Raw genomic sequence first — 13,975 nt, 5'->3', positions numbered from 1 at the left:
CGGGGGCATTGATAGATTACGATCTTGCTCTTTCCAGAACTTCCAGATTCAAGACCTCATTGCAGCGCGCTCGGCGTGCCGTGAGCTCGCACCTTCCATGTCCATTTCATCAACCTCGTTGCCGGTTGAGCGTGCGGTTTTGCGCGCTGAAGAAGCCGCCGCCCTGGACGACGAGGTTGAGCTTGCGCGCTACACCACGTTCGCCGAGCCCGAGGGGGGCGCGAGAGAGGCCTGCTCACGCTTGGTGCTCGATGGCCTGCATTGTGCCGCGTGCGCCAGCCTGATCGAGCAAGCCTTGCGCCGGGTTGACGGCGTGCTCGATGCCCAGGTGCAGGCCGCCAGCCGACGCGCCCAGGTTCGCTGGGATCCCGCCCGCACCAAGGCGTCACGCCTGATCGAGGCGATTCAGCGCGCCGGTTACAAGGCCTTTCCGGATACCGCCACGCAGCAGCGTGCCAAGCAAACGCTGGAGTCGCGCCAGGCGGTCTGGCGCCTGTTCGTGGCCGGCTTTTGCATGATGCAGGTCATGATGTACGCCACGCCGATGTACGTGGCTGCGCCGGGCGACATCAGCGCCGACATCATCCAGCTGCTGCGCTGGGCCAGTTGGTTGCTGAGCCTGCCGGTGGTGCTGTTCGCCGCCACGCCGTTCTACAGCGGCGCCTGGCGCGCTCTTCGGCGCGGGCGCATCGGCATGGACGTCCCCATCGCGCTGGGCGTGCTCGTCACCTTCATCGCCAGCACCGGCGCCACGTTCGACGCCATCGCGCCGGGCCAGACGTCGGCCTGGGGCCGCGAGGTGTATTTCGACTCGCTCACCATGTTCGTCACCTTTTTGCTGATCGGCCGCGCGCTGGAGCAGCGTGCGCGTCGCCGCGCAGCCGAGGCGCTTGAGAGCGTGCTGCACCGTCTGCCCGAGAGCGTGGAGCGCGTCCTCGGCGACCAGACCGAGCTGGTGGCGCCTGCCCGGCTGCGTGTGGGCGATGAGGTGCGCGTGTCGGCGGGCCAGGCCTTCCCGGCCGATGGGGTGATCGTGCAGGGGCGCACCCAGGTCGATGAAGCCTTGCTGACGGGCGAATCACGTCCGGTCGATCGGGATACCGGCTCTATGGTCATGGCGGGCAGCCACAATCTGGTCAACCCGGTGGTCATGCGTGTCGAGTGTTTGGGCGGCGACACCCGCTACGAACGCATCGTGGCGTTGATGCAAAGGGCCATGTCCGAGCGCCCGTCGTGGGTGCGTCTGGCCGACCAGATCGCCGTGCCGTTCCTGTGGGGCGTGCTCTTGCTGGCCGTGGCGGCCGCAGGCGTCTGGATGTTCATCGAACCGGCCCGTTCGATCTGGATTGCGGTGTCGGTGTTGATTGTCACCTGCCCATGCGCCTTGTCGCTGGCCGCGCCCTCGGCCATGGTGGCCGCTGCTGGCGCCTTGGCGCGCCGAGGGGTGCTGGTGCAGCGGTTTGACGCCTTCGAGGCTTTGGCCAAGGCCGATACGGTGGTGTTCGACAAAACCGGCACGCTGACCGACGACCGCTTGCGTCTCAATCAGGTGCATGCGCTCGGCGCGACCTCGTCTGATTTGCTTGCACGCGCCGGCGCGTTGGCTGGCTATTCGCGCCACCCCTTGTCGCAGGCTCTGGCACGCGCGGTTCAATCGGGCCCTTCGCATGACGTTGCTGTGCCGCCGACTTGGACGGATGTGCGCGAGGCGTCCGGCGCAGGACTGGAGGCGCTCGATGACCTGGGGGGGCGCTGGCGCTTGGGGTCGGCGGCTTGGGCGGGCGTGTCGGACGACGAGGCGCTGGCCTTGGGATTCCGTCTGGACGCGATGCAATCGCCGCGCGTCTGGCTGCGCGGCCCTGCGGGTCAGGTGGCCGGGTTCGACATCGAAGAGGCCTTGCGGCCTGATTCGGCGCAGGCGGTCAAGGATCTGCAGGCGCTGGGCCTGAATGTGATCGTGCTCTCGGGCGACTTGCATGAGCGCGTCCACCTGCTGGCCCGGCAACTGGGGCTCAACGCGGCCCGCGCCGAGGCGCGCCCCGAAGACAAGCTCGTCGTGGTGGCGCAGGCTCAGCAGGCTGGGCATCGCGTCGTCGTGGTCGGCGACGGCATCAACGATGCGCCCGTGCTGGCGCGTGCCGACGCGTCGTTCGCCATGGGGCATGGCGCGGCACTGGCGCAGGCGCGGGCGGACTTCATCGTGCTCGGCAGCCACCCGTCGGATGTGGTGCGAGCCCTGATACTGGCGCGTCGCGCCATGCGAGTCGTTCGCCAGAATCTGGGCTGGGCGGTGGCTTACAACGCGATCAGCGTGCCGCTGGCGGTCGTGGGGTGGCTTGCGCCCTGGTTGGCCGGTCTTGGCATGGCGTGCAGTTCCCTGTTCGTGGTACTCAACGCGTTGCGTCTGGGTCGCCGACTGGATGACTCGATGCCTTCATCCCTGAAGGCTTCGGTGGTGGTCAGTCCGCGATCGGCCGTGGCCTGAGCGGGCGCATCCATGGAAATCGTCTATTTGCTGGTTCCCCTGTCGGTTGGCTTGGCACTGATCATCCTGGGCGTGTTTGCCTGGGCACTCAGAGCCGGCCAATTTGACGATCTGGAGCGCGAGGGTCTTCGGATTCTTGAACCTGAGCAAGGTTTTATTGCTTCATCGCTTGATGAGGGTCAATCCTGACTGGGGACTCGTTCCCAACAATCGTTTTCATCGTTGACTTGGAGGAAGCGCATGTCTGGAGCAGCGCAGGCAACTGGCGGAGTTCTATCCGGATCGGGTACCGCAAGCGGTGAGGCCGCTTTAAAAGCCTCGGCCGTCGCCTATAACGACAAGGTTGTACGCCAGTTTGTCCTGGCAGCGGTACTGTGGGGCGTCGTGGGGATGTTGGTGGGGGTGATCTGCGCGGCGCAACTCGCGTGGCCGGAGCTCAACTTCGGCATCCCCTACATCAGCTTCGGGCGTTTGCGTCCGCTGCACACCAACGCGGTGATCTTCGCGTTCGGTGGTTGCTCGCTGATCGGAACGTCGTACTACGTGGTGCAGCGCACTTGTGGCGTGCGCCTGATCTCCGACAAACTGGCTGCCTTCACCTTCTGGGGTTGGCAGTTGGTCATCGTGGCAGCCGTGATCACGCTGCCCCTGGGCATCACCTCGGGCAAGGAATACGCTGAGCTCGAATGGCCGATCGACATCGCCATCACCCTGGTGTGGGTGGCCTACGCGATCGTGTTCTTCGGCACGGTGGGCATTCGCAAGGTTCGGCACATCTACGTGGCCAACTGGTTTTACGGCGGCTTCATCCTGGCGGTGGCGTTGCTGCACGTTGTCAACAGCGCCGAAGTGCCCGTCACGCTCTGGAAGAGCTACTCGGCCTACGCTGGCGTGCAAGACGCCATGGTGCAGTGGTGGTATGGCCACAATGCCGTGGGCTTCTTCCTGACCGCTGGCTTTCTGGGCATGATGTATTACTTCATTCCCAAGCAGGCTGGTCGCCCCGTCTACTCGTATCGCCTGTCGATCGTGCACTTCTGGGCGCTGATCTTCACGTACATGTGGGCCGGTCCGCACCATCTGCACTACACCGCGCTGCCTGACTGGACGCAATCCGTCGGCATGGTTTTCTCGCTCATCCTGCTGGCCCCCAGCTGGGGCGGCATGATCAACGGCATCATGACCCTGTCGGGTGCCTGGGACAAGCTGCGCGACGATCCGATCCTGAAGTTCCTGATCGTGTCGCTGTCGTTCTACGGCATGTCGACCTTTGAAGGTCCGATGATGTCCATCAAGACCGTGAACGCGCTGTCGCACTACACCGACTGGACCATCGGCCACGTGCACTCCGGTGCCCTGGGTTGGGTGGGCCTGGTGTCGATGGGTTCGCTGTACTTCCTGATTCCGCGCATGTTCGGCAAGAAACAGATGTTCAGCGTGCGCGCCATCGAGTTGCACTTCTGGATCGCCACCATCGGCATCGTGCTCTACATCGCCGCGATGTGGATCGCCGGTGTGATGCAAGGCCTGATGTGGCGCGCGGTCAACCCCGATGGCACGCTGACCTACAGCTTCGTTGAAAGCGTGAAGGCGACCTATCCGTTCTACGTGATTCGTCTGACCGGTGGTCTGTTGTATTTGAGTGGCATGTGCATCATGGCCTGGAACACCGTGATGACCGCGACGAGTTCCGGTAGCGCCGCAGCGTCGGCTCCTGCTACCGCTCGCGCTTGAAGGAGAAAAAACCATGGCTGAACAACATCACGAAACCCCTGGTTTTTCGCACGAGAAGATCGAGACCAACAACTTCCTGATGATCGTTTTGATCCTCGTGGTGGTTTCCTTCGGTGGATTGGTCGAGATCGTTCCGCTGTTCTTCCAGCACTCCACCACGGAGCCGGTGCCGGGTCTCAAGCCCTACACCCCGCTGCAGTTGACGGGGCGCGACATCTACATCCGCGAAGGCTGCTACAACTGCCACTCGCAGATGATCCGTCCGCTGCGTGCTGAAACCATGCGCTACGGCCACTACTCGGTGGCGGGCGAGTTCGTCTACGACCACCCCTTCCAATGGGGCTCCAAGCGTACGGGCCCGGACCTCGCTCGCGTGGGCGGCCGCTACAGCGACCAATGGCACAAGGTGCACTTGCACAACCCGCGCGATGTCGTGCCTGAGTCGGTGATGCCTGCCTATCCTTGGCTGGAAGCGGCCACCCTGAACCCGGCTGATGTGGCGCCCAAGATGCAAGCCCTGCGCACCGTTGGCGTGCCCTACACCGACGCCGAAATCGCCACTGCGGGTGACGAGCTCAAGGACAAGACCGAACTCGACGCCCTGGTGGCCTATCTGCAGGTGCTGGGTACTTTCGTCAAATAAGCGAGAGCGGGTTGATCATGGATATCAATATTTTGCGCAGCGTTGCGACGGTGTTGAGCCTCTGTGCCTTTGTCGGCATCGTGTTCTGGGCATATTCCCGCCGCAATACCTCGCGGTTCGATGAGGCCGCGCAACTGCCATTCATGGACGAGAACGCGCTGCAGCGCGCGCAGGAGCAGTCATGAGCGATTTTGTGAACAGTGGCTGGGCCACTTATGTGACGGTGCTGGTCATTGCATCGATCTTGTTTTGCGTGTTCGTGCTGGTGGTCGCCAGCAAGCGCAAGATTCGTCCAGGCGAAGATCCCAACGCACCCGGCACCACCGGGCACGTCTGGGACGACGATCTGGTCGAACTGAACAACCCGCTGCCGCGTTGGTGGGTGGGGCTGTTCATCATCACCATCGTTTTTGCTGCGACGTACCTGACGCTGTATCCCGGCCTGGGCACCAACCCCGGCAAGTTGGGGTGGACGCGTTTCAGTCAATACGAAAAAGAAGTCGAGACGGCCAATGCCCAGTTGGCAACGGTTTATGCGGGCTATGCGGCCGCCAAGACCGAGGAACTGGCCCATGATCCGAAAGCCATGGCGATTGGCGAGCGGCTGTTCGTCAACAACTGCGCCGTCTGCCACGGCTCGGATGCCAAAGGCAGCAAGGGCTTCCCCAACCTGACCGACAAGGACTGGCTGGGAGCCGGCACGCCGGAATACATTGAACAGACGATCGTCGATGGTCGTGAAGCCAACATGCCGGTGATGGCTCCTGCAGTCGGCTCGCCCGAAGACGTGAAGAACGTGGCGAACTATGTGTTGAGTCTGTCGGGTAGCGCGCACAACTCCATCTCGGCTGAATTGGGGCGCGCCAAGTTTGCGGCCTGTGCGGCTTGTCACGGTCCGGACGGCAAGGGCAATCAAATCATTGGGGCTCCCAACCTCACTGACAAGATCTGGCTGCACGGTTGGGGCGAAGAGGCCATCGTGGACGCCATCACCCATGGCAAGCACAACGTGATGCCGCCACAAGGCTCGCGCTTCACGCCAGCCCAAGTTCACGTGCTGGCCGCTTATGTGTGGGGCTTGTCAAACAATCCAGCCAGCGCTGTCAAACCGTAATCCAAGCCCGCGCCGAGGGGCGATTTGCCTTGAAGACTCCGCCAGAAACGCCCGTCACGGCGTTTCTGGGAGCGTCTCTTGATTCATTCCGAAGCTCGAGTCAGGCAGTCTGTTTTCAAGTGGTAGGTCGACGTGGGCGGCTTATTTCTAGCCATTCGCGTCATTTGAGCGAGATCGAAATGAAGGCTGCGATGACCCCTGCGTCCCAAGAAGTGATGACCGCCCCATGGTGGCGTAACACCATGATCTGGCTGGTTGTGTCGGGGCCATTGGCAGTGGTGATTGCCTGCGTCGTTACGGCGGTGTTCATCATCAAGCATCCCGACCCGCCGTTGCCGCCCGAGGTGGTTCAACAACATCCTGCAGACGACGAAGCCACTGCCATGAGGCAGGCTACTTCTGTGGCGACCAGCCCGGCCATGTCGGTTCGCAATCACGCTGCGCAGCCGGTTGCGCCAAAAAAAACTGATCAATGACCGTTCAATTGGCAATGGTGTTGAGCCCGCGCTTGGCTGTGTATCTTGTACTCGCCAGGCTGTTCAGCAACGCGCGGTGTTGACGAGCTTGCGTAAGCCCTCGTCGTCGAGAATGCGGATGTCACGCTGCTTGACCTCCAGCAGGCCGTCATCCTGAAATTTCGAGAAAGTGCGGCTCACGGTTTCAAGCTTGAGGCCGAGGTAGCTACCGATTTCTTCCCGCGTCATGCGCAAAACGAGCGCTGACGCCGAGAACCCGCGGGCATGTAAGCGCTGGGTCAGATTCAGTAAAAACGCCGCCAGGCGTTCTTCGGCCCGCATGCTGCCGAGCAGCAGCATCACTCCCTGATCGCGTACGATTTCGCGACTCATGATCTTGTGAAACTGATGTTGCAAGTCGCCGAATTCGCGAGACAACTCTTCAAGTTGAGAGTAGGGGATCACGCAAACCTGAGCATCTTCGAGCGCAATGGCGTCGCAAACATGCCGATCTGAACTGATGCCGTCCAGGCCCAGCAATTCGCCCGCCATTTGAAAACCGGTGACCTGTTCCCGTCCGTCTTCGGACGAGACGCATGTCTTGAAGAAGCCTGTGCGAACTGCGTAAAGACTACGGAATGCTTCGCCGGCGTGAAACAGCGCATCGCCTCGCTTGACGGTACGTCGCGTGGCGACCAGGGAGTCGAGTTGTTCAAGCTGAGGGTGAGACAAGCCTACCGGCAAACACAACTCCCGAAGGTTGCAGTTTGAACAGGCGACCTTGAACGCGTCCATCTTCATGGGTCGTTTTCCATCGGCGCGGGTGCCGCAATGAGCAACATGATCAGCGCTTGAATCAACGGCAACCGGGACAACCAAGGCCATGACTTTCCTCAATCAAGATTGATCACGATTGTTCCGTGTCAAGCGAACTCGAGCCTTGAGAAAGATCAAGGCTCAACCCCTACAGTTTGGCACAGTCAGGCGCATGCATGCATCCGATTCCCTCTCAAACATGACCCAAGCCCAACCTGTCGCGGTGAGCGAAGACTTGTTGTCTCGCATGGACGTGACCGGGCCGCGCTACACGTCTTATCCCACCGCCGACCGTTTTGTCGACGCCTTCACGGCATCGCAATACAAGCAAGCCTTGGCGCAGCGTGGCGAGGGGGTCGGCGTCATGACCAATGTCGCGGGAGGAGGGGCTGCGCCATTGTCGGTCTATGTGCATATCCCGTTTTGCGAGTCGGTGTGCTACTACTGCGCCTGCAACAAGGTCATCACCAAGCATCACGAACGAGCGAACGAATATCTGGATGCGCTCGAGGCCGAGATCGCGTTGCACGTGGGTGTGCTGGGGGTGGGGCAGGTGGTATCGCAACTGCACCTTGGCGGCGGATCACCGACGTTCCTCAGCGACGCCGAGTTGACGCGCCTAATGGAGTCGTTTCGGCGCGCTTTCCGGCTGGCTCCGGGCGGCGAATACTCCATCGAGGTCGATCCTCGCACCGTCACGCCCGAGCGGTTGGCGCATCTGGCAAATCTCGGGTTCAATCGACTCAGTTTTGGCGTGCAGGATACCGATACCGACGTGCAAAAGGCTGTTCATCGTGTGCAGTCATGGGAATCGGTTGTTGGGCTTGTTCAGGCTGCACGCGACCTGCATTTCGAGTCGATCAACGTCGACTTGATTTATGGGCTACCGAAGCAGACACGTCAGACATTTGAGCGGACCATCGAACAAATTTCTGTTTTGCAACCGGATCGGATTGCGCTCTATGCCTACGCGCATCTGCCGCAGCGATTCAAGCCGCAGCGCCGTATTCACGCGGCAGACTTGCCTGCTGGCGCCGAGAAGATCTCGATGCTCTCTCATGCCATCAGTGGGTTTCTCGGGGCTGGTTACCAATACATCGGCATGGATCATTTTGCCAAGCCGGGCGATGCTTTGGCCGTGGCCAAACGCCAGGGGCGTCTGCATCGCAACTTCCAGGGCTACAGCACTCAACCCGATTGCGATTTGATCGGCCTGGGCGTGTCTGCTATCGGGCGTATGGGGGCGACCTACAGTCAGAACGCAAAGACCTTGCCGGAATACTACGATGCGGTGCGCGCCGGAACGTTCCCTGTCATCAAGGGCATTGCCTTGAGTCGGGATGATCTGGTGCGTCGTGCCATCATCATGGCGCTCATGTGCCAGGGGCGGCTGGTGTACGAATCCATTGAGGTTGCGCACCTCATCGACATCAAGAGTTATTTCGCGCGTGAGCTGGAGCAGTTGGTGCCGCTGGCTGAATCCGGTTTGATAGCGATCGAACCAGACGGCATCACGGTGACTCCTCTGGGCTGGTATTTCGTGAGAGCCGTTGCCATGGTTTTTGACAAGAATCTTCAAGCTGACCAGGCGCTGCAGAGGTTTTCTAGAATTATCTGATGACGAGTGCGCTGTTGATCGCGTCGATGCTGATGGGGGTGGTTGGGGTGCCCCACTGCTTGGTCATGTGCAGCGTACCGTGTTCCATTGCGGCACAGTCGTGTGGCAACTCGCCGCATTCGTCGCGTGAAGTTGCCGGAGCGCTGCAAGTCGGGCGGTTGTTCGGCTACGCCCTGCTCGGCGGCGTGGCCGCCTCTGCAGTTTCATTTGCTCATCTCCTGGCTGGTCATGTATCTGCTTTGCGTCCGCTATGGGTTATGGCGCAGGGGGCGATTCTGGTAGCAGGTCTGGTGTTGTTGGCGACAGGACACGTGCCTTCGTGGCTGCAATCCGTTCACTTGCCACTCGAGAAGTTGTCCGCGCGACTCCATGCAGGGCGTTCGCGCCAATTGCCCTCGCCGTTGCGAGCTTTCTTGCTTGGCATGTGTTGGGCAATTTTGCCGTGCGCGCAACTCTATGCTGCTGTGGCTCTGGCGTCGCTGGCCGGGCACGCGTGGGGTGGAGCCCTGATGATGATTGCCTACGCCTTGCCCGGCGTCCTGGCACTGTGGTTGGGTTCTCGGTGGTTCTTTCACTTGTTTGGCGCCAATCGAACGCAACCAGTTCAAGCGCAGTCGGACTGGGCGCCCGTGCGCTTGACGCGCGGGCGGTCTGCGGCGATTAGATCGCTCGGGCAACTGGCAGATTCGACTTGGGCTGTGCGAATCACTGGTGCGGTACTTGCTGCATCTGCGGTACTGATGCTGTTGCACTCGACCAGCAAGATGGTTCAGGCCATCTGCGGGTGAATTGAGATAAGCCGAATCAGCTGGGCCGGCCTACAGGCATGAATCGCATCCCAAGCATTTCTTGCATTGAAGACAAAACGCCGTCATTTATGCACGTTTTTGGTGACTCACGCCCCGAACCTGTGATTCAAACCCCAAACTTGTCTACTGTTGTCGAGCGCAAGGCAGAAATGTCTGCATTAGAATTTTCCTCACACTGACCTTCCTAATAATTAAGGAGATCTAAATCATGTCTCAACACGTCAAGGTGCCCGAGGGCGGGCAAAAGATCACGGTAAATGCCGACTTTTCCTTGAATGTTCCGAATAGCCCAATTATTCCTTACATCGAAGGTGATGGTACTGGTTTCGACATCACGCCTGTGATGATCAAAGTGGTTGACGCAGCCGTGCAAAAGGCTTACGGCGGTCAGCGCAAGATCCATTGGATGGAGGTCTATGCGGGAGAGAAATCGACTCGCGTTTATGGGCCTGATGTCTGGCTGCCTGAAGAAACCTTGCAGATCCTGAAGGATTACGTAGTCTCGATCAAGGGACCCCTCACCACGCCGGTCGGTGGTGGTATTCGTTCCCTTAACGTCGCACTGCGACAAGAGCTTGACCTCTACGTTTGCTTGCGCCCGGTGCGTTATTTCAAAGGTGTGCCCAGCCCTGTTAAAGAGCCAGAAAAAACCGATATGGTGATCTTCCGCGAGAACTCGGAAGATATCTATGCAGGGATTGAATTTGAAGCTCAGTCGGATAAAGCCAAGAAGCTGATTTCTTTCCTGCAGAACGAGTTGGGGGTTAAAAAGATCCGCTTCCCGGAAACGTCGGGTATCGGCATCAAACCCGTCTCCAAGGAAGGCACCGAGCGCCTGGTGCGCAAGGCGATCCAATACGCAATCGACAATGACCGTTCCTCCGTCACTCTAGTGCATAAAGGCAACATCATGAAATTCACTGAAGGTGGGTTTCGTGATTGGGGGTATGCGCTGGCGCAAAAGGAGTTCGGTGCTGAGCTGATCGATGGCGGGCCGTGGAGCAAGATCAAGAATCCGCGTACTGGCAAAGATATCGTCATCAAGGACGCGATCGCGGATGCATTCTTGCAACAGATTCTGTTGCGTCCGGCTGAGTATTCAGTGATTGCCACGCTCAATCTCAATGGCGACTATGTCTCGGACGCGCTGGCTGCGCAGGTTGGAGGCATCGGTATTGCCCCCGGAGCGAATTTGTCGGATTCGGTCGCAATGTTCGAGGCCACGCACGGTACGGCGCCCAAGTACGCGGGCAAGGACTACGTCAATCCTGGGTCCGAAATTCTGTCGGCAGAAATGATGCTGCGTCACATGGGCTGGGTTGAGGCTGCTGATCTGATCATCAGTTCCATGGATGGCGCCATTCAAAGCAAGAAGGTGACGTATGACTTTGCACGCCTGATGGAGGGTGCTACGCAGGTGTCATGCTCCGGTTTCGGCCAAGTGATGATCGATCATATGTGATTGAGGCGGTAGGTGTCCGCGTTGGACGCCATGAACAAAAAGACCCGCGATTCGCGGGTCTTTTTTTCTGCTCAACAAAACGTGCGCGGTAGTGTCACGCTCACTGTCTCACGTAGGTGTGCTCGCTTGCTGTTGGCGGTTCGGGAGTCAGCGCTGCGATGGTGAGATCGCTGGCATCAAACGGACGAATGTTTTGCGCTAGCAAGCCTTTCGGCCCTTGGATCAACTCAAAGCTCACCCGCGAGCCCTGTTTCAGGGTGCGGAAACCATCCATTTGAATGGCGGAAAAATGAGCAAATACATCTCCACCGCCTTGTTCTGGCTCGATAAAACCAAAGCCTTTGGCGTCGTTAAACCACTTGACTGTTCCGATGGCCATATAGAACCCTCCTGATTATTTGCAATCATTTTCGGATCGCGACCATGGACTGTCAAGGAATTGGCGGCGTCGCGTTGCAACCCGGCTGGACAAAGGCTGGTCGCCTGGATGACGCGCCATGAACCGGCTTGTTGCGCAGCCTCTTCGGTGCTTTTCTTGTCTTGAAATGGTGTGGGGCAGGCGCAAGATGCGCGCCAATGGGTGCATGGATGCGCTGTCTGCAAAACGGGCGGCGCAGTCATAGAATGAATTCATGCTGCATATGCCACTGATGACCACGCCGACAAGCCCGTCTGGGTTGCCGAGCACACCCGGTGATGAGGGGCAGGGAGCTGTTGTCGTTGAGCGGCAGGACCAGAAGACCAAGCCGCCCAGGTTGTATCGAGTGGTGATGCTGAATGACGACTTCACTCCAATGGAATTTGTCGTGATCGTGTTGCAGGAATTCTTTCATCGTGATCTGGAGACGGCCACTCAGATCATGTTGCAAATTCATAATGAAGGCCGTGGTGTGTGCGGCGTCTACACCAAGGACGTCGCAGCCACCAAGGTTGAGCTTGTACTGGCTGCCGCAAGGCGTGCCGGGCATCCCTTGCAATGCATTCTGGAGACCGCATGATTGCGCAAGAGCTGGAAGTTAGTCTGCACATGGCCTTCGTGGAGGCCCGTCAGCAGCGCCATGAGTTCATCACCGTGGAGCATCTGTTGCTCGCGCTGGTGGACAACCCGTCTGCGTCCGAGGTGTTGCGAGCGTGTTCCGCGAATCTCGACGAGTTGCGCAAGAGCCTGTCGCAATTCATCAAGGAAAACACGCCGACCGTTGGTGGCACGGACGAGGTCGATACCCAGCCGACGCTGGGGTTCCAGCGCGTGATCCAGCGGGCCATCATGCACGTTCAGTCGACGGGCAATGGCAAGAAGGAAGTGACCGGCGCGAACGTGCTGGTGGCGATCTTCGGCGAGAAGGACTCTCACGCGGTGTACTACCTGCATCAGCAGGGGGTGACCCGACTCGACGTCGTGAATTTCATCGCGCATGGCATCAAGAAGGCGGAGCCGCCGGAGTCGGCCAAGTCGCCTGATGGGGCAGCGCAAGAGTCCGACAAGGAAGAGGGTGAGTCCAAGGCATCCCCCTTGGAGCAGTACACCCAGAACCTCAATCAACTGGCCAAGGAAGGCAAGATCGACCCGCTCATCGGACGCGAATCCGAAGTGGAGCGGGTGATCCAGGTGTTGTGCCGCCGCCGCAAGAACAACCCGCTGCTGGTGGGCGAGGCGGGAGTGGGCAAAACGGCCATCGCCGAAGGCTTGGCATGGCGCATCACGCAAAACGACGTGCCCGAAGTGCTGTCCGATGCCGTGGTGTATGCGCTCGACATGGGCGCCCTGCTGGCCGGCACCAAATACCGTGGTGACTTCGAGCAGCGTCTCAAGGCGGTGCTGAAGCAGTTGAAGGATCAGCCGGGGTCGGTGCTGTTCATCGACGAAATCCACACGCTGATCGGGGCGGGCGCTGCGTCCGGCGGCACGCTGGACGCCAGCAACTTGCTCAAGCCGGCGCTGAGCTCCGGGCAGCTCAAGTGCATCGGCGCCACCACGTTTGCCGAGTACCGCGGCATCTTCGAAAAGGATGCGGCCTTGTCGCGTCGCTTCCAGAAGGTCGAAGTGGTGGAGCCGTCCGTCGAGCAGACCTTCGAGATACTCAAGGGGCTCAAGTCGCGCTTCGAGGAGCACCACAGCGTGAAGTACGCGCTGGGGGCGCTGCAGGCGGCGGCAGAGCTGTCCGCCAAGTTCATCAGTGACCGGCACCTGCCGGACAAGGCCATCGACGTGATTGACGAGGCCGGTGCCGCCCAGCGTGTACTGCCCAAGAACAAGCAGAAGAAGACCATCACGCGCGCCGAGGTGGAAGACATCGTGGCGAAGATCGCTCGCGTGCCGTCCACCAGTGTGTCGAGCGATGACCGTGCCAAGCTCAAGACGCTCGATCGCGATCTCAAGAGCGTGGTGTTCGGGCAGGACGCCGCCATCGAAGCGCTCGCTGCCGCCATCAAGATGGCGCGCTCCGGTCTGGGTAAGCCGGACAAGCCGATCGGCTCGTTCCTGTTCAGTGGCCCGACGGGGGTCGGCAAGACCGAGGTGGCGAAGCAGCTGGCATTCATCCTCGGCGTGGAGTTGATTCGCTTCGACATGTCCGAATACATGGAGCGCCATGCCGTGAGCCGGCTGATCGGCGCGCCCCCGGGCTATGTGGGGTTCGATCAGGGTGGCCTGCTGACCGAGGCCGTGACCAAGAAGCCGCATGCCGTGTTGCTGCTCGACGAAATCGAGAAGGCCCACCCGGATGTCTACAACGTGCTGCTGCAGGTGATGGATCATGGTTCGCTGACGGACAACAATGGTCGCAAGGCGGACTTCCGCAACGTCATCATCATCATGACGACCAACGCAGGCGCCGAA

The 13,975-nt window shown here is 60.0% G+C and carries 13 protein-coding genes and 1 pseudogene; 12 read left to right on the top strand and 2 right to left on the bottom strand.

The window, feature by feature from the left end:
• The first annotated feature begins 97 nt into the window (after nt 1-97).
• The 7 genes and pseudogenes from ACE3SS_RS09860 (at nt 98) to ACE3SS_RS09830 (ending at nt 6,452) form a co-directional block, all read left to right on the top strand.
• Complete coding sequence (locus ACE3SS_RS09860) at nt 98-2,485, top strand: heavy metal translocating P-type ATPase (protein ID WP_374593407.1); 2,388 nt, start codon at nt 98-100, stop codon at nt 2,483-2,485.
• Nucleotides 2,486-2,497: 12 nt separating this feature from the next.
• Nucleotides 2,498-2,674, top strand: a complete 177-nt coding sequence (gene ccoS / locus ACE3SS_RS09855) for a cbb3-type cytochrome oxidase assembly protein CcoS (protein WP_374593405.1) — start codon at nt 2,498-2,500, stop codon at nt 2,672-2,674.
• 132 nt (nt 2,675-2,806) lie between these two features.
• Nucleotides 2,807-4,219 (top strand): annotated as a pseudogene (gene ccoN, locus ACE3SS_RS09850) (cytochrome-c oxidase, cbb3-type subunit I); the annotation flags it as partial.
• A gap of 13 nt (nt 4,220-4,232) precedes the next feature.
• Complete coding sequence (ccoO, locus tag ACE3SS_RS09845) at nt 4,233-4,862, top strand: cytochrome-c oxidase, cbb3-type subunit II (protein WP_374593403.1); 630 nt, start codon at nt 4,233-4,235, stop codon at nt 4,860-4,862.
• 17 nt (nt 4,863-4,879) lie between these two features.
• On the top strand, nt 4,880-5,047 hold the full coding sequence (locus ACE3SS_RS09840) for a cbb3-type cytochrome oxidase subunit 3 (protein WP_374593401.1): 168 nt from the start codon (nt 4,880-4,882) through the stop codon (nt 5,045-5,047).
• The gene (ccoP, locus tag ACE3SS_RS09835) at nt 5,044-5,976 is read left to right on the top strand and encodes a cytochrome-c oxidase, cbb3-type subunit III (protein ID WP_374593399.1); all 933 of its coding nucleotides are present in this window, start codon (nt 5,044-5,046) and stop codon (nt 5,974-5,976) included. The genes ACE3SS_RS09840 and ccoP overlap by 4 nt, the downstream gene beginning before the upstream one ends.
• Before the next feature lie 179 nt (nt 5,977-6,155).
• A complete protein-coding gene (locus ACE3SS_RS09830; protein ID WP_374593397.1) occupies nt 6,156-6,452 on the top strand; it encodes a hypothetical protein in 297 nt (98 codons plus the stop codon).
• 63 nt (nt 6,453-6,515) lie between these two features.
• Here the strand turns inward: ACE3SS_RS09830 and fnr are convergent, their stop codons facing one another.
• Nucleotides 6,516-7,232 (bottom strand): fumarate/nitrate reduction transcriptional regulator Fnr, encoded by a 717-nt coding sequence (gene fnr / locus ACE3SS_RS09825; protein ID WP_374593434.1) that lies wholly within the window; start codon nt 7,230-7,232, stop codon nt 6,516-6,518.
• Between the two features lie 214 nt (nt 7,233-7,446).
• On the opposite strand from fnr, the gene hemN reads away from it, so the two are divergent.
• From hemN to icd, 3 genes are all read left to right on the top strand, one after another.
• Nucleotides 7,447-8,865, top strand: coding sequence for an oxygen-independent coproporphyrinogen III oxidase (gene hemN, locus ACE3SS_RS09820; RefSeq protein WP_374593395.1), 1,419 nt, complete (start codon nt 7,447-7,449; stop codon nt 8,863-8,865).
• Nucleotides 8,865-9,653 carry a sulfite exporter TauE/SafE family protein gene (locus ACE3SS_RS09815; protein WP_374593393.1) on the top strand — a complete coding sequence of 263 codons (789 nt, stop codon included), beginning with the start codon at nt 8,865-8,867 and terminating at the stop codon, nt 9,651-9,653. Before hemN ends, ACE3SS_RS09815 begins: the two co-directional genes overlap by 1 nt.
• Before the next feature lie 229 nt (nt 9,654-9,882).
• Entirely contained in the window at nt 9,883-11,136 is a 1,254-nt protein-coding gene (icd, locus tag ACE3SS_RS09810) for an NADP-dependent isocitrate dehydrogenase (RefSeq protein WP_374593391.1), read from the top strand.
• Between the two features lie 100 nt (nt 11,137-11,236).
• Here the strand turns inward: icd and ACE3SS_RS09805 are convergent, their stop codons facing one another.
• The gene (locus ACE3SS_RS09805; protein WP_374593389.1) at nt 11,237-11,515 is read right to left on the bottom strand and encodes a cold-shock protein; all 279 of its coding nucleotides are present in this window, start codon (nt 11,513-11,515) and stop codon (nt 11,237-11,239) included.
• Nucleotides 11,516-11,777: 262 nt separating this feature from the next.
• Between ACE3SS_RS09805 and clpS the strand changes: the two genes are divergently transcribed.
• Both clpS and ACE3SS_RS09795 read left to right on the top strand, forming a co-directional pair.
• Nucleotides 11,778-12,134 carry an ATP-dependent Clp protease adapter ClpS gene (clpS, locus tag ACE3SS_RS09800; RefSeq protein WP_374593432.1) on the top strand — a complete coding sequence of 119 codons (357 nt, stop codon included), beginning with the start codon at nt 11,778-11,780 and terminating at the stop codon, nt 12,132-12,134.
• Nucleotides 12,131-13,975, top strand: a 1,845-nt coding sequence (locus ACE3SS_RS09795) for an AAA family ATPase (protein WP_374593387.1), incomplete at its 3' end; no start/stop codon positions are given. The genes clpS and ACE3SS_RS09795, both read left to right, overlap by 4 nt.

Source organism: Aquabacterium sp., from assembly GCF_041915145.1.
In the GTDB taxonomy this organism is placed as follows: domain Bacteria; phylum Pseudomonadota; class Gammaproteobacteria; order Burkholderiales; family Burkholderiaceae_C; genus Aquabacterium.
This window is presented reverse-complemented; position numbering and strand designations above follow the sequence as displayed.